The 18,710-nt window shown below is 39.9% G+C and carries 17 protein-coding genes and 1 other annotated feature; of the genes, 5 read left to right on the top strand and 12 right to left on the bottom strand.

Going from position 1 to position 18,710, the window contains the following annotated elements; translation table 11 throughout:
* Positions 1 to 3: 3 nt before the first annotated feature.
* From cmk to PTI45_RS12385, 4 genes are all read right to left on the bottom strand, one after another.
* On the bottom strand, positions 4 to 705 hold the full coding sequence (gene cmk, locus PTI45_RS12400; protein WP_069327902.1) for a (d)CMP kinase: 702 nt from the start codon (positions 703 to 705) through the stop codon (positions 4 to 6).
* 111 nt (positions 706 to 816) lie between these two features.
* On the bottom strand, positions 817 to 1,461 hold the full coding sequence (locus PTI45_RS12395; RefSeq protein WP_069327901.1) for a flagellar brake protein: 645 nt from the start codon (positions 1,459 to 1,461) through the stop codon (positions 817 to 819).
* 195 nt (positions 1,462 to 1,656) lie between these two features.
* On the bottom strand, positions 1,657 to 2,355 hold the full coding sequence (prsW, locus tag PTI45_RS12390) for a glutamic-type intramembrane protease PrsW (RefSeq protein ID WP_069327900.1): 699 nt from the start codon (positions 2,353 to 2,355) through the stop codon (positions 1,657 to 1,659).
* A 132-nt stretch (positions 2,356 to 2,487) separates the two neighbouring features.
* Positions 2,488 to 3,099, bottom strand: coding sequence for a genetic competence negative regulator (locus PTI45_RS12385; protein WP_069327899.1), 612 nt, complete (start codon positions 3,097 to 3,099; stop codon positions 2,488 to 2,490).
* Between the two features lie 398 nt (positions 3,100 to 3,497).
* On the opposite strand from PTI45_RS12385, the gene PTI45_RS12380 reads away from it, so the two are divergent.
* Positions 3,498 to 4,403, top strand: coding sequence for a polysaccharide deacetylase family protein (locus tag PTI45_RS12380; RefSeq protein ID WP_069327898.1), 906 nt, complete (start codon positions 3,498 to 3,500; stop codon positions 4,401 to 4,403).
* A 104-nt stretch (positions 4,404 to 4,507) separates the two neighbouring features.
* On the opposite strand, the gene PTI45_RS12375 is transcribed toward PTI45_RS12380, so the two are convergent.
* Together PTI45_RS12375 and PTI45_RS12370 are read right to left on the bottom strand one after the other, a co-directional pair.
* Complete coding sequence (locus PTI45_RS12375) at positions 4,508 to 4,951, bottom strand: hypothetical protein (RefSeq protein ID WP_069327897.1); 444 nt, start codon at positions 4,949 to 4,951, stop codon at positions 4,508 to 4,510.
* On the bottom strand, positions 4,948 to 5,541 hold the full coding sequence (locus tag PTI45_RS12370) for a type II CAAX endopeptidase family protein (RefSeq protein ID WP_069327896.1): 594 nt from the start codon (positions 5,539 to 5,541) through the stop codon (positions 4,948 to 4,950). The genes PTI45_RS12375 and PTI45_RS12370 overlap by 4 nt, the downstream gene beginning before the upstream one ends.
* A 234-nt stretch (positions 5,542 to 5,775) precedes the next feature.
* Positions 5,776 to 6,005 (top strand) — a binding site (T-box leader).
* A 213-nt stretch (positions 6,006 to 6,218) separates the two neighbouring features.
* Here PTI45_RS12370 and serA point away from each other — a divergent pair.
* Positions 6,219 to 7,811: a phosphoglycerate dehydrogenase gene (gene serA / locus PTI45_RS12365; protein ID WP_069327895.1), complete on the top strand. Its 1,593-nt coding sequence runs from the start codon at positions 6,219 to 6,221 to the stop codon at positions 7,809 to 7,811.
* Between the two features lie 201 nt (positions 7,812 to 8,012).
* On the opposite strand, the gene PTI45_RS12360 is transcribed toward serA, so the two are convergent.
* From PTI45_RS12360 to PTI45_RS12345, 4 genes are all read right to left on the bottom strand, one after another.
* A complete protein-coding gene (locus tag PTI45_RS12360; protein ID WP_069327894.1) occupies positions 8,013 to 9,431 on the bottom strand; it encodes a HAMP domain-containing sensor histidine kinase in 1,419 nt (472 codons plus the stop codon).
* Entirely contained in the window at positions 9,432 to 10,148 is a 717-nt protein-coding gene (locus PTI45_RS12355; protein WP_069327893.1) for a response regulator transcription factor, read from the bottom strand.
* A 48-nt stretch (positions 10,149 to 10,196) separates the two neighbouring features.
* The gene (locus tag PTI45_RS12350; protein WP_069327892.1) at positions 10,197 to 10,919 is read right to left on the bottom strand and encodes a pseudouridine synthase; all 723 of its coding nucleotides are present in this window, start codon (positions 10,917 to 10,919) and stop codon (positions 10,197 to 10,199) included.
* 152 nt (positions 10,920 to 11,071) lie between these two features.
* A complete protein-coding gene (locus tag PTI45_RS12345) occupies positions 11,072 to 13,705 on the bottom strand; it encodes a beta-mannosidase (RefSeq protein WP_069327891.1) in 2,634 nt (877 codons plus the stop codon).
* A gap of 340 nt (positions 13,706 to 14,045) precedes the next feature.
* On the opposite strand from PTI45_RS12345, the gene PTI45_RS12340 reads away from it, so the two are divergent.
* The 3 genes from PTI45_RS12340 (at position 14,046) to PTI45_RS12330 (ending at position 17,097) form a co-directional block, all read left to right on the top strand.
* Positions 14,046 to 14,996: an iron-hydroxamate ABC transporter substrate-binding protein gene (locus PTI45_RS12340; RefSeq protein ID WP_069327890.1), complete on the top strand. Its 951-nt coding sequence runs from the start codon at positions 14,046 to 14,048 to the stop codon at positions 14,994 to 14,996.
* A gap of 77 nt (positions 14,997 to 15,073) precedes the next feature.
* Positions 15,074 to 16,090, top strand: coding sequence for a FecCD family ABC transporter permease (locus PTI45_RS12335; protein ID WP_069327889.1), 1,017 nt, complete (start codon positions 15,074 to 15,076; stop codon positions 16,088 to 16,090).
* The gene (locus PTI45_RS12330) at positions 16,087 to 17,097 is read left to right on the top strand and encodes a FecCD family ABC transporter permease (RefSeq protein WP_139129248.1); all 1,011 of its coding nucleotides are present in this window, start codon (positions 16,087 to 16,089) and stop codon (positions 17,095 to 17,097) included. The genes PTI45_RS12335 and PTI45_RS12330 overlap by 4 nt, the downstream gene beginning before the upstream one ends.
* 112 nt (positions 17,098 to 17,209) lie before the next feature.
* On the opposite strand, the gene scpB is transcribed toward PTI45_RS12330, so the two are convergent.
* Together scpB and PTI45_RS12320 are read right to left on the bottom strand one after the other, a co-directional pair.
* Positions 17,210 to 17,947, bottom strand: a complete 738-nt coding sequence (scpB, locus tag PTI45_RS12325) for an SMC-Scp complex subunit ScpB (RefSeq protein ID WP_083243509.1) — start codon at positions 17,945 to 17,947, stop codon at positions 17,210 to 17,212.
* The gene (locus PTI45_RS12320; RefSeq protein ID WP_069327888.1) at positions 17,916 to 18,710 is read right to left on the bottom strand and encodes a segregation and condensation protein A; all 795 of its coding nucleotides are present in this window, start codon (positions 18,708 to 18,710) and stop codon (positions 17,916 to 17,918) included. The genes scpB and PTI45_RS12320 overlap by 32 nt, the downstream gene beginning before the upstream one ends.

The raw sequence follows: 18,710 nt of genomic DNA, 5'->3' as shown, positions 1-18,710 counted from the left end.
GAATCAGACTCTCCCTGACTGCACACTCTGTGCCATTGCAATAATACTCTCGACCACTTCTTCAATAGGCATCAAAGTAGTATCAAGCACTGTTGCGTCTTCTGCACAAACGAGCGGAGAAAATTCACGCTGTTCATCCAATTGATCGCGCGCTGCAATTTCACGTTCAAGTTGCTCTAATGTAATACTTTCCGAAGCATTCATTTCTGCGTATCTGCGTCTTGCTCTTTCTTGTACAGTAGCAGTCATAAAAACTTTGACTTCTGCATCCGGAAGCACATGAGTACCGATATCGCGTCCATCCATCACAACGCCTTTACGCAAAGCCATTTGCCGCTGTAAAGCTGCAAGCTTCACTCTCAGCCCCTCGATTTGCGCATATCGTGAAACAATCCGGTTTATGGCAAGGCTACGAATATCTGCTGTAACGTCTACTTCATTAGCAAGGACTTTTTGCCCTTCTTCATCCGGTATTAATTCAATCACCAGATTTTGTGCCTCTTGAAGCACTTCTACAGTATTTTCTGGATCGATATTTCGTTCTAACATATGCCATGTTACTGCTCTGTACATTGCACCGGTGTCCACATATACGTAACCGAGACGTTTAGCTACCAACCTGGCTATTGTACTTTTACCAGCCCCAGCAGGGCCGTCAATCGCAATGTTCATTTTCCCGCTATGTTCTAATCCTTGGCGCACCAATCGGGAATCCCCCTCAACACTTCATACTACAACTCACTAAAAAAGCAGGCATTGCCTGCGACAAGCAAATTATACCACAGTACAATATAACATGCAAAAACCATACGTCAATTAAAGCACTCTAAAATCGAATTGACGTTCAAAACAATACCGTATCATTTTTTGTCGATCCATTTCCGATATCACAGTGTACTCTGCTAAATATCTAGGAGTCAGCGATGTAGAATCAATCACACTCATCACTCTGGCTGTTAGAGGAATATGATCAATCTTGCCATTTTTCATATGAAGCAATAACCAACATTCTAGCAGATCATTCTTCTGTATTTTATTCATGATATCTGTTGTAAAAGAAAGACCGCCTGCACTTACGTTGTCCGTAATAGCCACAAAGCGATGATCTTCTTTTTTGATTGCAACTTCGATTTGAGCTTTAACACGCAAATATTGCCGTCTTTGAACCACTGAAATTTCTTCTTGATGAGGTTTGCGAATACGACTGAATGAAGAGGTGGAATCGAAGCCTGTTACGATGGTGCTAAAATAATGTTTGATCTCATTATCAATCAAATAATAAGCATACAACTCTTCACCTAAGACTAATTTTTTAACAGAAGAAGACTTTTTGTGACTGAGCTGTCCGATATACAAAGAATCATCATCTACACGTCCTACGATCGCTTGATAAATCTCTGTCTGATCTCCTTCTACCGCTTGAAATTGAAAATAAATAATATCCCCCGATTGAACCGACATACCTTCTTCCTCCTTGAACAATATCCAACCATTTCTACTGATACCCTGATGTGATCAACACCGTTTATAGTTATACGAATTATACCATTTTGCGCTATAAATGATACGTATTAATTTGCCACTTTACACAAAAAAAAGCAATCAACCTTCTCTGCACTATAGCAACAGATCGATTGATTACTTTTTATGAAAATACTACAAGTTAACTTCTTCCTCACGTTTGATAAAGCGGAAAGGTGAACGGTTACTTGCTCTTGTGATCTTACTCATTCCTCCATACCAGAGAACGATCATCAACGGAATAATGTACCATAACCAATATTGGCTCATCATATGCAAAATCAAATCATATAATCCATGCCAGAAAATAGGAAGTATTAATCCTAAAGCAAGGAATATATTACGTTTACGCTTTGTTGTCGTAAATTTGGCTTTGCCGATATAATCGCCCATAATCACTCCAAATAAAGCATGTCCGGAAACAGGAAGTAATCCTCTTAATAGTAAAGACATCACTGACATGGAATTGTATAAGGCATATAGTACATTTTCTAATGTCGCAAAACCAAGTGATAGTGCGACAGTATAGAGTATTCCATCATAAGGTTCATCGAACTCTGTATGGTTATACAAAATATGATAGATAATAAACCATTTGGCGAATTCTTCGACTCCTGCTGACGTTAAAAATGAAAATACATAAGGACTATCGCCGAGTCCAAGCACCATAGTCCGTTGTATGATCATAAGCGGAAATACGATAGCTACGCCCAAGAAAAAAAATTTGATCACCAAATGGAGTGGTTCTGGTTCATATCTGTCCTTGAGGTAAAAATAGATCAACAGAGCAATACCCGGAGCTATTGCTGCCATCATGATCGAAAATAAAGACACTCGATATTCTCCCTCCATTCTTGCGTAAACCCCGTCCGACGTTGTGCCAAATGCTGATACGATTAGGAACTCCTTCCGGTCGGTTCACGCTATACATACGAAGGATATACCTGAAGTGCCTTTATATAAGGCTTAGTCGTTACGATCAAAATGTTCACAGATTGTTGCGATTGCATTTTCAGCCATGACGACTTTGCCGTATTCTTCTAAAACAGCTTCTGTTAATGATGTTGTATCACCAAACTCAGCCAATACAGCGATCAATGCAGCGTGTTTTGTTAGATCTACATCAGCTGGATCCATCGTCAAAATCCATTTATCTTTATAATGGTACAGCCGTCCGGCTTCAGTGACATTTTTGGAGAGAGTATGAGCTGCTTCAATAAGAACTTCAAAATCTTTGAAAGAGTACGCTATAAAATCAGTTTCTTCAAGCGTAACTTCCATTTCATATATTTCGTCAGCCATATCTTCTTCATTGATCGTGCCCAAGTGTTGGTCATACTTGCCACGCGTCACGATAACAACCATTCCTTGTGCAGGAAGTGCAAATACTTCCACTGCAAGCGGACCGGTAGCATCAAATCCAAGCTCGCTATAAGCTTGATCCATCATTTCCGTAAAAAGATCATGGACTTTAGGAATTTCCTGCCACATGTCTTCTTTTTGAATTCCACGCTCAGTGAGATCATCAAACGTAAGGAAAATCCGTATTTTGTCTGAGCTCAATCGTTCTATTTTCATAATAGGATCCCCCTTGGAAAACATAGGTCATAACCGCTATATTAGTATAGGTTATGTCACTGCCTATTCATATCGATGATAAATATAGCAATGCTATATTAGGTATGTTACCATTTATTATCCTTAAATGCACGCACTAAAACGCTTGATTACGAATAATACATAGGGTAGACTATTTTGTCTCAAAAATGTTTCAGCGACTACCTATTTTGTTTAAAGAATAGTTTGTGCTTTTTAGGTCTTGTCCTATTTATAGCTAGATTGTAACTTATTGTTTTATATTTGTGGTTGACCTTGCACAGGGTTTAAGGATTTAATTTACATATGCGGTATTTTGCACCACCGTGTTTTTAATGATGTTATTTTCTCACAATTCAGACAGAAAAGAGCGTGAATGTATGTTTAAAAAAACAGCAAGTTGGTTGTTGTTATCTGTGATTATATTGTCTGCTTGTAGCAATCAAGCACCGGCAAATACTACAGAAACACCTACCACAAGCACAGAACAAAGTAATACTAGCACTCCAACGGCAACAACACCTGAAAGTAGCGAGACAGCTACATCAGAGACTCCGGCAACTCCTGCGACTTCTACAGAAGGAACGACAACTGGACAATCTTCTGAAAGTACATCTGCCAAAGACAGCGAAGCTACAGCTCCTGCTGAATATACATATCATATGAACAAAAATTATGATATCGTACCTAACAAAGAATCAAAAGAAACGCCTAAAAAAGTGATTCTTTTAACTTTCGATGATGGTCCGAAAGAGAAAAAAATGATCGACAGCATGATGGATACGTTAGACAAACATAATGCTAAAGCGATTTTCTTCGTTAACGGCTATCGAATCAAAACTCATCCTGAATTGCTGAAATTGATTCATGATCGTGGTGGAATTATCGGTAATCACACACAAGATCATATCGTGCTCAAACATGAATCCAAAGCCAAAGTTACTCAACAAATCGAGGACACTCAGAAGCTGATCGAAGATACAATTGATGAATCACCGCGCTTCCTTCGTGCTCCAAATGGTGCTACCAATGATACTGTGCATGCCTTAGCGAAAAAACATAATATGCTGTATATGAACTGGTCTGTAGGTTCACTGGACTGGGTAAATCAAAAAGATCCAGATGCTGTGATTTCTAACGTAATGGATCAATTACATTCAGGCAGTATTATTTTGATGCATGAATTGCCATGGACTGTCGAAGCATTGGATGAACTATTAACCAAACTTGAAGCTAAAGGATATACTTTTGTTGATCCGAATGCGATTGAGCCTAAAGCGCGTTAATATCATTCTTTTGAGCGAATAATGAAAAAGCAAGAGTTACAGTGTAATAACTGTGACCCTTGCTTTTTTTGTTGGATGAATTGATGTGTTCAACATTCATGAAGTTATAAACCGGAACGACCTGCTAAATTCTGAAGCCAATACCAATTCGGCATAAATCCAGATAGCTTAATCCCCCACCATAACAACATAATCGTCAAGGCAACAAACAAGAAAATAAGATAACCATAAAAAAACTTAGCAATTTTGATTTTGCGAGATGGATAAATTGTACTTCGAGGTACATATTCTTTATCTTTTTCGTTCTCTTCTTCATCGGTTTCGCTAACTTCGCCTGTTCTAGATCGCGTCAATACCCCTTGTTCATTTACAGCTCTACGAACGGTATGTGCAGCATTCTTTTTACGACCTGCTGGTAAACGAATACGGCCTCCTGTAAGAAGTCCTTCTTCGCCACTACTGTATTTGGCTACTCTACTGGATTGTTTTGTTTCTCGTGTTGTTGCTGTATTACTATAACGTTCTAACCTACTTAGGCGCTCGCTCATTTTTCCCTCCGCAATGAAATAATTAGACCGGATATCAGGTCAATCGCAAAGTGACATAATATAGGTGCCCACAATGTTCCGGATTCAATATATATATACCCAAGTGCGTAGCTACTGACGAATACCCAAGCTGTAGGAATCCAATGTCGTAGATAACGGAAATGAATAGCTGCAAATATAATGCTAGTCCAATAAGGACCTACTGCATATTGAATAGCTCCCCGAAACAAAATCTCTTCGCAGACCCCTACCAGTAGTGTAATGATAATAATATGCCAGATTGGACGATTTTTGAAGATCATTTCGTTAATTCCGCCATCGTCCATACTATTTTCAGGCACGACTTTGGAAATAAACAGATCAACAATTAGCATTAGCGCTGCAAGTCCTAATCCCCAAAAAATAAATGTAAGCTCTTGTGGTAACTTTAACAATGTAAATGGATTACGACCTTGTAACCATATCCATATCAGTCCCACAAGTAGTGTTAATCCTTGAGTTAAATACAAATTAATCAATAATAATTTATCGGTTAATTGTTCAGGTTGTACTCGTTTGATCTTAAATGAACGAAACTTGCTTTTTTTCATAATCACAATCCTTTAGCTACGTAAAATAGTGTATCTGTCTATTATATCATTTTATCGGATACAAGCTTCTATCTCTGCTCCTAATTATTTACGATTGTATTATCTCACATCTTTACGTTTGAATACATTTGTCGTTTCAGATAAAATTCATTTTGGACTTTTGTTATGACTTTCTCACTTTGCTGTATTGACATGATATGTAACCCATGTTACATTATGAAAAATTAAATGATTCTAACGTCTATGAAGGAAAAAAGGTACATGATGGTTTTCAGAGAGCCGATGGTTGGTGCAAATCGGTAAACCAAATGTTATCTTTGAGCGATCCTGAGTCACTGTATTGAACTCAAGTAGGTACAGTCGGTTGATCCCGTTAGCGATCCGGTCAATACATTGACCATAAGGCTGATTCTTGTGAAAGAACAGCGAATTAGGGTGGTACCACGACAGCTCTCGTCCCTTTGCTACAGTAGTAGTGTGCGGATGGGTGCTTTTTTTGTATGATTTTCACTTTCATGCGGTAGTGCGTTCACTCATTGAACTCGCCAAAAAGAATGTGTACGATAGATATTAGCATAGCATAGCTGTTTTCAGCGCTGACAGCAGATGCGAGTGTTTATATAAATGACAAATAACGATTGTACAGAGACTGACCATTTTGGAGGAGGAAAGAAATTATGTTTAAGGTATTGGTATCAGACCCGATTAGTGATCTAGGAATTCAGCAATTGGTAGACGCTCAAGATATTATTGTGGATAAGCAGACTGGACTTAGCGAAGATGAATTAGTGGCTATTATTGGCGACTACGATGCTTTACTTGTACGTAGTCAAACAACTGTCACTAAAAAAATAATGGACGCTGCCACCAAGCTCAAAGTCGTTGGACGTGCAGGTGTAGGCGTAGACAATATTGATCTGAATGCTGCAACAGAACGCGGTATCATTGTTATCAATGCACCAGACGGTAATACAATCACTACCTGTGAACATACTTTTGCAATGATGATGGCTCTAGCTCGTCATATTCCTCAAGCATATGCCAAAACTATCGGCGGTACTTGGGATCGTAAATCTTTCCTCGGTGTTGAACTTCGTAACAAAACGTTAGGTGTACTCGGTATGGGTCGCATCGGTAGCGAAGTGGCGAAGCGTGCCAAAGCATTCGGGATGGAAATTTTGGGATACGATCCATTCTTAACGCAAGAACGTGCAGATAAAATGGGTGTAACACTCGCAAGTGTAGACGAAATTATCCGCAATGCTGATTTTATGACGGTACATACACCGTTAACGCCAGAAACAAAACATATGATCTCTACTGCTCAATTCCAGGTCATGAAAAAAGGCATGCGTATTATTAACTGTGCACGTGGTGGGGTTATTGATGAGACAGCTTTAATTACAGCTGTGAATGAAGGTATTGTAGCTGGTGCTGCTTTTGACGTATTTGAAAGTGAACCTCCTCAAGCCGATCATCCATTTTTGAGCCATCCGCAAATTATCGTAACTCCGCATTTAGGTGCATCTACGATTGAAGCACAGGAAAATGTAGCGATTGATGTATCTGAGCAAGTATTGCACATTTTGCGTGATGAGCCTTTCAAAAATGCTGTTAACATGCCTCCAGTCGCAGCAAGTGTGATGAACAAACTGCAACCTTACTTCTCCCTCGGTGAGAAATTAGGTAGCTTTGCGGCTCAAATGGCAACACAAGCGATTCAAGAAATCCGCATTGATTATGCAGGTGACCTATCTGAAGTCGATACTCAACCGTTGACTCGTTATATTCTAAAAGGTATTCTTTCCCGTCATATGGGAGACGAAGCAAATATCGTGAACTCGATGCACCTTGCTAAAGTACGAGATCTTAACGTGATCATTACAAGTGCTCCATCGACGAAAGGCTTTACGAACTTGATTACGGTGAGCCTAAAAGGACAAAATGGCGAAGAACCTCGTGTTGCCGGTACATTGTTAGCTGGTTATGGCGAGCGCATCGTGCGTATTAATGATTATTCTGTCGATGTATTGCCAAGCGGTCACCAAATTCTTATCTCTCATACCGATAAGCCAGGTATTATCGGTAATGTGGGTTCACTACTCGGTCAAAAAGATGTCAATATTGCATCCATGCAAGTAGGACGTAAGCAAGAAGGCGGCGAAGCAATTATGATCTTGACGGTAGATAAAGATGTTAACAAAGATGTATTATCTGCACTTGTCGACTTACCTAACTTGAACAAAGCACAAGAAGTGGTATTGGTATAATTTATAGTCTAAATAAAAGAAAGCTGCTTGATACAAGATATTATTGTATCGAGCAGCTTTTTTATTTTGTCCATTATCTTAAACAGTGCTTGTTTTGTATATACAAAAAATCCCCTTCTAGCTTTCAGCGTTGAGATCATTGAATAATATCTCTTTTTTCACTGTCTACTGGGAGGGGATGATACTCAAAATCAAATCTGATTAGACTTCATCAGGATGCTTAATCGGAAGTAATAATGTAAATTCAGTACCTTTACCTAATATACTATCCGCTGTAATACTTCCATGATGGGCTTCTACGATATTACGTACAATCGCAAGACCTAGACCTGTACCGCCAGCTTCGCCGCGTACACGAGCTTTGTCTGCTTTGTAAAAGCGTTCAAAAATAAAAGGAAGATCATCAATCGGTATCCCTGCACCTGTATCTTGGAATACGACACGAATCACTTCTTTTTCTTTATGAGCAGTTACTGTAATGATGCCACCGGCAGAAGTATGACGAAAAGCATTATCTAGCAAGTTGGTGAAGATCTGCTCTAACCGATCAACATCTGCATACAACTGTAGAGAATCGTCCCGTACAAAGTTCAGCTTGAGCTCTCGTTCTTTGGCTCGCACTGTAAATTTACGATATACTCGATCCATCAATTCATTCAGATCAATCTGATCGAAGTTCATATCAATATGTCCGGCTTCCATACGCGCTAGATCTAATAGATCTTGCACCAATCTCCCCATACGTAGAGATTCATCGTAAATGACCTGCACCAATTCATCGCTTTCTTCTTTGGATGTTGCCATCCCATCAAGCAATGCTTCACTATAACCTTGAATCATCTGTAATGGTGTACGAATCTCATGAGAAACATTAGCGACAAAATCACGTCGCATCTTCTCTGCTTTCACTTCATCCGTTACATTACGAAGCACAGATACCGTTCCACGTACATCATCTCCTGAGTACAACGGAGCCATATTAACAGACCAGACTTGTTGTTTGACATGGATATTCGAACTTTGATCCTGACGTTCACTTATCACACTCTGGAACATCGGATATAGTGGTTCGGGCACTTTGGTATCAGCTGTGATTCCATCTTGTTCTTGACGTTCCCAGCCTGCTTTGTGCCATGTATCCATAATCATTTCGCCTGGTGGATTATGCAGAATCATATTCCCAGATTTATCGAATGTAATCACAGCATCTCCCATACTGCGGAGTATACTTGCCATTTGTTCTTTTTCCAGTTGTAAATTCTGAATATTCTTTTCCAATTCTTCTGCCATATGATTAAAGGCGCTCGCTAATTGCCCAATTTCATCACTGGTTTGCAAAGAAACACGTGTATTGTACTTTCCTTTGCGAATCCCGTCTGCGGCTTGAATTAATTGCTGCATCGGTTGTGTAATTTTGGTCAATAAAAAAAGAGCGAAAAAGGTAGTCATCGAGAATCCTACGATAGAAACATAAGTAAATAAACGCTTGATTGAACCGGAATTGGTAAATGTGCTATCAATATAAGGCAACAAAAATAAACCAAGTGTTAAAAGTACACAAGCCACTAATGCGCTAATCGTCAGCCACAACTTACCGACAAGCGTTCTCCAGAAGTCCACTTACTTTGGAACCTCTAACTTGTAACCAACGCCCCATACCGTAGTGATCATTGCGGCTGATTCAGGTGATACTTTATTTAGTTTTTCACGCAACCGTTTTACATGGGTATCTACAGTACGCAAATCACCAAAAAATTCATAATTCCAGACATCTTTGAGCAATTCTTCACGTGAAAAGACTTTATCCGGTGATACCGCTAGAAAATGTAGCAATTCGTATTCTTTCGGAGTCAAGCTAATCTCATGCCCACTTGCAGTGACACGATGCGCATCATGCTCAATAATCAAATTCGGGAATACAATATTATTACTTGAATTGTTTTCTTGAGACAGATAAGCGGTTGCTGAAGAACGACGCATAATCGCTTTGACCCGATAGATCACTTCGCGCGGGCTAAATGGTTTGACCACATAATCATCTGCACCGACTTCAAATCCTTGCACACGGTTCACTTCTTCGCCTTTGGCGGTTAGCATCAATACCGGTGTTGATTTCACTTGGCGTAAACGACTACATACTTCGATACCATCTATACCAGGAAGCATCAAATCAAGCATAATTAATCCGTAATCTTCTGCGACTGCTTTGCGTAGAGCGGCTTCACCATCTTCCGCTTCATCAATTTCATAACCTTCTTTTTCCAAATACATGCGTAGTAAACGGCGAATACGTTCTTCGTCATCTACTACTAAAATGCGATTCATCTGGTCACTCATTCACTAAAGCCTCCTAGCTGTCATCAATGGATATAAATGATCTCTATGTTATGCTTTACCGCTGCTTTTTAGCTTATCAATTTCTTCTTTGGTCAAATGGCGATAAAGACCACGCTTCAAATTACCGATCAGTAACTCGCCAAAAGAAATACGTTTCAAACGCACTACTTTATGAGATAACGCTTCAAACATACGACGAATCTGACGGTTTCTACCTTCATGAATCGTTACACGTATCGTAGCTTGTTTCTTCTCTGTATCGATATCATAATAATCTGCTTCAGCAGGTTGAGTCATACCGTCTTCCAATTGAATCCCTTGGCGGAACTTCTCTAGTGCTGTACCGTGTGGTACGCCTTCTACGGTTACATGATACGTTTTGGGTACATGATGTCTTGGATGAGTTAAGCGATTAGCTAATTCCCCATCATTGGTCAAAATCAAAAGACCTTCTGAATCATAATCCAGTCGTCCTACAGGATATACACGCTCACGAACACCTTTAAGATAATCGCCTACAATTTTACGTCCTTCTGGATCAGAAGCACTTGTAATTACACCTTTAGGTTTGTTGAACATAATGTATACTTTTTTCTCCGCAGCAATTGATCGTCCGTTGACAATAATCTCATCCACTGTTGGATCTGCTTTGGTTCCAAGCTCAGTTACTACTTCGCCGTTCAGAGTTACCTTACCCGCAACAATTAACTCTTCACATTTGCGTCGGGAAGCTATACCTGCTTGTGCTAATATTTTTTGCAATCGTTCCATAATAGTTAATTCACCTCACACTAATGATACTCATCTATGCACAAAATCACAAGACACTCCCCAAGTTTATTGTGATTTTAGGGAGTTTCATGTGATTTTGAAAGGATATATTTAAAAGGAAAACTGTCGATTCAATCCATATAGATCGCTTCTTATGAAAGATGAATAAAATCTGCCATCGATTGAATCTGCAAACCTTCTGGCTTTGCAGGAACAAAATGAGGTAAATGAGGTACAGGTTTCTGCACAATATTAGACTCCACATGGCTATGAGCGGCTTCTTCCACTTCTTGTAGTGTCTGTAACTTCTTGAATTGAACAATCTTCGTCACGCCAGGAATCAGATCAAAGAAGTTATCACTAAAGATTCCTTCATTTTCGCTAGATAACCAGACCTGACGTGCTAATACATCAGTAGTCAATTGATAGGCAACCACACCATCGACTTCTGTTTCTACGATCTGAAGATGTGGCTGTTGCAATGCTAGCTCAGGCGCAGACACAAAGTAAGCGATCTCTGTATGAATCAATTGATCTTCATGCTCCAATTCGGCTACCAGTATTGCTTCAGCTGGATGAACATCTCCAAGTAACTGTTCTGTCGTCACAGACAATACTTTGATCGCTTCTCCACCTGCAAGTGTAAGAGATTGCGGCATTTCTTTGTACAACGTTCCATCCAGTCCAAGTACTTTCACGCGTACAGTGAGTGACTTGGGTGCAATTAGATCCGAAACTAGATGAATATCAACTTTGCCTGAGACCGATTGATCAATCGAGATCAAAATATCTTCAAAGCTACGTTTGGCATAATATTGAACTGCTTTCCAGCGACCATAGTAATCCATACTTGACCATGATGCTACAGGCCAGCAATCATTCATTTGCCAGTATAATGTTCCCATGCAATAAGGTTTACGACGACGGTGAGCTTCAATCGCTGTTTTCATCGCTTCGGCTTGCAGAACTTGACTCATATATAAGAAGGAAGGGAAATCTTTAGGTGCTGGTAAATATTTATCCATATATTCTTTGATTAGTCGATTACCTGCACCATTTTTCTGATGACGTAGCATTACTTCAGATTCCAATTCCAAATCTGATTCTTCAGCATACGTACGAACAGACTTGTACTCTGGGAACGATTGAAAACCGTACTCACTCATAAAGCGTCCAATATACGTATTGTACCGCTCAAATGGTTCGCTGTTATGCCATACTCCCCAATAATGAATATCTCCAGAATCTGTAATACCATGGGTATGCTGTTTTTCGTTATTTGTCACTGCAACTATAGGTGAAGAAGGCCAATACGAGATCCCTGGATGTTCGGTTTGCACGACTTCTGGTAATAACTCATGGAACAGTGCTTCATAATCTGCCCAGATTTGAGTACGTTGTTCTGCATTATAATCTTTTTTCCAACCCCAACCGCCATCTTCAACATATTGAGACCAAGCTGAATCAATCTCATTATTACCACACCAAAGCACAATACTTGGATGATTGCGTAGACGACGAATATTATCTTCTGCTTCTGCTTGCACACTATCTAAGAACTCTTCATCCCCCGGGTACATACTACAAGCAAACATAAAGTCTTGCCATACCAGAATACCGTACTCATCACAGAGGTCATAAAACTCATCATTTTCATAAATACCGCCGCCCCATACACGAAGCATATTCATATTCGATTCCACAGCAGTCACAATCTCATGACGATAGCGCTCTAATGTCACTCGTGGTGAAAAGCTGTCATTTGGAATATGGTTAGCTCCTTTGGCAAATACCGGTACACCGTTCAGTTCAAAATAAAACGAAGTTCCTGGATAATCAGGATGTGGTTCGGTAACCAGACGAATAGCGCGAATACCTGTGCGTTCTGATTTGACAGCTAGTGTCTGATTCTGCTCTAACACTTCTACTGTAAACGTATACAGATAAGCATCGCCGAGTCCTCTAGACCACCACAATTTAGGATTATTTAACGTTAAAGGAATCTGTACAGCATCTGTGCCTTCAGCCAAAGTTACAATCTGCTCCCAATTTTGTCCGTCAGCATAGACACGCAAATTAACCTGACGTTCTTGTTCGGAATAAATTTGCACCACTGCTGTTAGATCAGCAGATTCAGCATGCACTTGATTTTGACGAATATATACATTTTCGATACGCACATCTGACCATGCCACTAATTCGGCTTCACGCCAGATTCCACTCGTAACAAAACGTGGACCCCAATCCCATCCATAATGATAAGGCGCTTTACGAGCAAAAACGCTAACTCTTTTGTCTCCTAGCTCGCCGACTTCAGATTGATCATTGGTTGCCGGTAATCCGTAACCTAAAGCTTCAAGCTTCGGTAAGTCTTCCATAATCGGGGAACGGAAATGAATACGAATATGATTGGCACCTAATTGGATGTAAGGCTTCACATCTGCACGCCATGTACGGAACATATTATCGGCTGACAATACATGTTGTTCATTTACATATACTTCTGCATAGGTGTCCAGACCTGCAAAAACAAGTTCAATATGCGAATGATTCATCACATTTTCTTCCACATCAATTGTTGTTATGTACTCCCAGTCCTTTTTATCAATCCATTGCACGTCTTTCTCATTGGTACCATAAAAAGGGTTCGAAATTTTACCATTATCTAATAAATCAGTATGCACTGTCCCTGGCACAGTAGCTGGTAACCACTCTGATTCATCGATAGCTTTGAAAGTCCATTGCTTTAATGATTGACGAAATTGTAGCGCTTGCAAATTAGTCATAAGACAAATTCATCCTTCCAATATTAGGTTATGAGTACACCTTACTACGACTAGATTTAAGAAGCAAATCGGCTGATATGCTATAACGTCTATGTTGCGGTATTTCATTACTAAATACGGCAGTTTGCAATAGAATACACCGTTTTGCTATTTTATATACTAGCTTATCCAATCTATTTCGCTATCTGTATTTCATCTGTAGTATTTACCATATTTAAGCGTTATTTTAGGATCATATTTAAAATAAATATTGACAAAAAAAACGCTTGGATTTAAAGTTTGAGAGTCATTGTATGATAATGATTATCAATTTCATTCTATCTAAAAGGGGAATTAACGTATGAAAAAATTGTTGTTACCATTAATGATGGTGATTGTGTTGGTATTAAGCGCATGTGGTAATACGTCGGAAAAGCAGGCAACTACAGGCAATACAAGTTCTTCAGAAGCAAGCACTTCTACTCCAGCAGCTACAGGTACCATTACATATCAATCTGAGACAGGCCCTGTAGAAGTTCCAGCTAACCCACAACGTGTTATTGCTTTAGCAGGTTATGCAGGCAACTTAATTGCTCTTGGTGTTCCACTGGTTGGTGTGGATTCATGGACCAAAGCTGATCCTAACTTTGCAGAACAATTAAAAGATGTCGCTGAAGTATCAGATGAAAATATAGAAAAAATGATTGAACTCAAACCTGATTTGATTATTGCTGCAAGCGATACTAAAAACATGGATAAATTAAAAAAAATTGCTCCAGTTGTTGCTTATACGTATAACAAAGTCGATTATTTGAAACAGGTTGAAGAAATCGCTAAAGCGGTGAACCAAGCAGATAAAGGCGCTGCATGGATCGCTGATTTTAAAGAACGTGCACAAAAAGCAGGTACAGAAATCAAAGCTAAAATTGGCGATGATGCTACTGTAACCGTGATGGAAGGCGATTCCAAGCAACTCTATATATTCGGTAGTGCTTGGGGACGTGGTACTGAGATCATTTATCAAGCAATGGGTCTCAAAATGCCTGATAAAGTGAAAGAAATGACCTCTGAAAAAGGATATTATGATCTATCGCTTGAAGTATTACCTGAATATCTAGGCGATTATGTATTCTATAGTAAAGATCCAAGTGTAGATGCTTCATTCCAGAATACAGATACGTACAAAAATATTCCTGCGGTTAAAAACAAACATGTATTTGAAGTCGATGCACGTGGATTCTATTTCAATGATGCGGCATCTTTAGATTATCAGTTAGACTTTATTACGAAATCGTTGCTAGGTCAGTCTTAAATCTAAATTAAAAATGAAAAGAAGGGGCGCCTAGCGTTCCTTCTTTTCTAAATACAGAGAAGGAAACGATCCGTATAATGAAAAATGATATGACTGCAAAACATTTCCGTTCTTTTCTTATCAAATTGGTACTGATGATATTGTTATTTGTTGTTGTGTTCGTCGTCGCTATTATGGTGGGTGCTAAAAGTATTTCACTATCTGATATCTGGAATGCGATATTTCATCCTCAAGTGACCGGTGGAGATATCTCTATTATTCGTGAACTTCGTCTTCCACGCGAAGTTGCAGGTGTCTTGGTAGGAGCAGCACTTGCTGTGGCTGGAGCGATTATGCAAGGATTAACTCGTAATCCTTTGGCTGATCCCGGGTTACTTGGATTAAGTTCCGGTGCGAATGCAGCACTTGCTATCGCTTTAGTTTTTTTACCTTCGATTGGATATTTTGGTATTATGATCGCTTGTTTTATCGGAGCAGCGGTAGGTATGCTTCTCGTATTTGGATTAACCGCTATTCGTAAACGCAATATGTCACCGCTACGTATGGTGCTAGCAGGAGCAGCCGTTTCAGCCTTGTTATCTGCTGTGGCTGAAGGAGTTAGTCTACAATTCAAAATTTCGAAAAGTGTCACGATGTGGACATCTGGCGGATTGATCGGTACAACATGGGGACAGATTCAAAGTATTACACCTGTTATAGTGATCTGTATTGTGATTGCTATTCTATGTTCAAGACAACTCACTATCCTTAGCTTGAATGAAAGTACTGCTGTGGGATTAGGACTGCAAACGCAACAGATCAAAATGGTGTTGTTTGTATTAATTACATTACTTGCAGGTGCATCCGTCGCATTGGTTGGAAATCTAGCTTTTATCGGGCTAATGATTCCTCATCTGGTACGTATGATTGCAGGTACCGATTATCGAACAATTTTGCCACTATCTGCGATTGCAGGCGCAACATTTATGGTATTTGCAGATACATTTGCACGCATGATCAATGCTCCTTTTGAGACACCATTAGCAGCGATTGTCGCGATTATAGGTCTACCTTTCTTTCTACTGATTGTACGTAAAGGAGTGCGATCATTATGATAAAACAATTACAACCTGCCCGTTACCAAAAAATGATTCTTGTTGTATTCACCGTTGTTATTTTGATTACGATGGTACTAGCTTTGAGTGTTGGGTCTTCTTCGGTATCGTATGATCGGCTGATTCCAACATTGCTTGGACAAGGTACTTTTGTAGATGAGTTTGTACTCTTTTCTATTCGATTACCCCGTATGTTGGTGACTTTACTTGCAGGAATGGCACTGGCTTTGTCTGGTTGTGTATTGCAAGGAGTCACCCGTAATGAACTTGCTGATCCGGGTATTATCGGGATTAATGCAGGAGCAGGTCTAGGGGTTACTGTATTTTTCTTATTTGCACCGCTTGAAGTGGGGACGTTTGTCTACATATTACCTATCGTGGCTTTTTTAGGGGCATTGATTACAGCGATATTCATTTATCTATTTTCGTATAATCGTGTAGAAGGCATGCAACCGATGAAGTTTATTATTACAGGTGTTGGATTTTCTCTCGCCTTATCCGGTGTAATGATCGTATTAATCTCCTCGGTAGATCGGGTAAAAGTCGATTTTATTTCAAGATGGTTAGCTGGCAATGTATGGGGAACCGATTGGCCGTTTGTCATCGCTCTATTACCGTGGCTGATTATTCTGACTCCCTTTATACTGTATAAATGTCGCTCTCTGAATCTGTTAGCGCTAAATGAAGGTACTGCGATTGGTGCGGGTGTACCGATTCAAAAAGATCGTATTTTACTCATGTTAGCTGCTGTGGCGCTTGCTGCGTCTGCCGTATCTGTAACAGGCGGTATTGCTTTTATTGGACTGATGGCTCCTCATATCGCTAGAGCGCTTGTCGGGCCACGTCATCAATTGTTTGTGCCTGTAGCTATTCTGATCGGTGGATGGTTATTACTGGTTGCAGATACGATCGGTCGCAACCTGTCTGATCCTGATGGGTTGCCCGCGGGGATTGTTGTAGCCTTAATCGGAGCTCCTTATTTTCTTTATTTGCTATTGAAAAAGTAAATGCTAACAAAAAAAAGCAAAAACCATTTCGGATATTCTCGAAATCGTTTTTGCTTTTTTCGTTTATGAGATGATATTGCTCGGATCGTATCCTTTTATGAGGATATACGATTTAGTCTTCGATCGATGTATCTTTGGAAGACGTGGATGATGGTAGTGTAGTCTCTTTTGATGATGATTGCTCTGTACTCGAAATGGATTCTGAAAGAATATCTTCTGCAATTCCAGTCAGTTCTTCACCTAATGCTTCTAGCTCTACTATATCTTCACTATGCACTTTCTCTTCCAAACGATCGAATAATAACTGTGTTTCCCCTTCTAAATCATCTGCATTTTCAAAAGCAGACGCATCAGGGAGTTCACGAATATTACCAAGACCAAAGTAATCCAAAAACGATTTGGTTGTACCGTATAAAATAGGTCGTCCAATCGCTTCAGCACGCCCTGTTTCTTGAATCAAATCTTTGTTCACTAACGTATAGATCGCACGCTCTGATTTGACACCACGAATCTCTTCAATCTCGATACGTGTAATCGGCTGACGATACGCTACGATAGATAACGTTTCAAGTGCGGCTTGAGATAATGAAGAACGGGAAGGCGAATATGCCAATCGTTCATAATATTCCGCATGGGCACGTATCGTTGATAACTGATACCCTCCTGCAATATTAACGACTTGAATCCCCCGTCTTGCTTTCTTCAGATCAGCTTGCAATTCTTCGATAGCGATCTGTACCGTTTGTACCGGTTGATCGGTTACTTCTGAAATTTGCTTCGCATTCAATCCTTCTTCTCCAGCCAGAAATAACATACCTTCAATAATCGACTTCAATTTCTGGGACTTCATTGTTACTTATTTCACCTCTCCACTCCATCACGATATCGTCAAAAAGCCGGCTTTGGTAGCAGGAAATTTGCTTCATTTTCATTAATTCCAGCACAGCCAAAAAAGTCACCACGATCTCATGACGATACATTTCCTGGTGTAGCAGTTTGGAAAACAACAAGCTTTCTCCTTTACCTAATCCTTGAAAACGGGTAGAGACTTCACGTATCCGATCTTTGACCGAAATCTCATCGCGCTGAATCCTTGTGACTTGTGTACGACGAACGACTTTACGAAGCGCTTTGCGAAAAGCTTCCATCAAGTCTAACGTGTGCAGTCCTTCTACTGGATTCACATCATCTTTCGGCATAAAAGCAGTTAAGTCTTCCGGTTCTTTTGTAAAAATCAGACTACGCTCGGTTTCCATTTCCCGTAAATGAACCGCAATTCCCTTGTACTTACGGTATTCTACCAGCTTGCGTACCAACTCTGCACGCGGGTCCAGATCGTCTTCCTCATAATAATCAAAATCATCCATCTCTATCACAGGCGGACGTGGCAATAGCAACTTGCTTTTGATCGACAATAATGTCGCTGCCATCACTAGAAATTCACTGGTCACTTCAAGTTCCAATTCTTTCATGCTATGAAGATATTCCAGATATTGATCTGTAATTTTGCTGATCGGAATATCCTGGATATTAATTTCGGATTCATCAATTAAATGAAGCAACAAATCGAGCGGCCCTTCAAACGTTTCCAGTTTGTACAGTACAGTCGTCAC

Origin of the sequence: Paenibacillus nuruki, assembly GCF_001721045.1 — a bacterium.
GTDB classification, from domain to species: domain Bacteria; phylum Bacillota; class Bacilli; order Paenibacillales; family Paenibacillaceae; genus Saccharibacillus; species Saccharibacillus nuruki.
The sequence above is the reverse complement of the archived record's forward strand: the minus strand, read 5'-3'. Positions and strand labels throughout refer to the sequence as shown.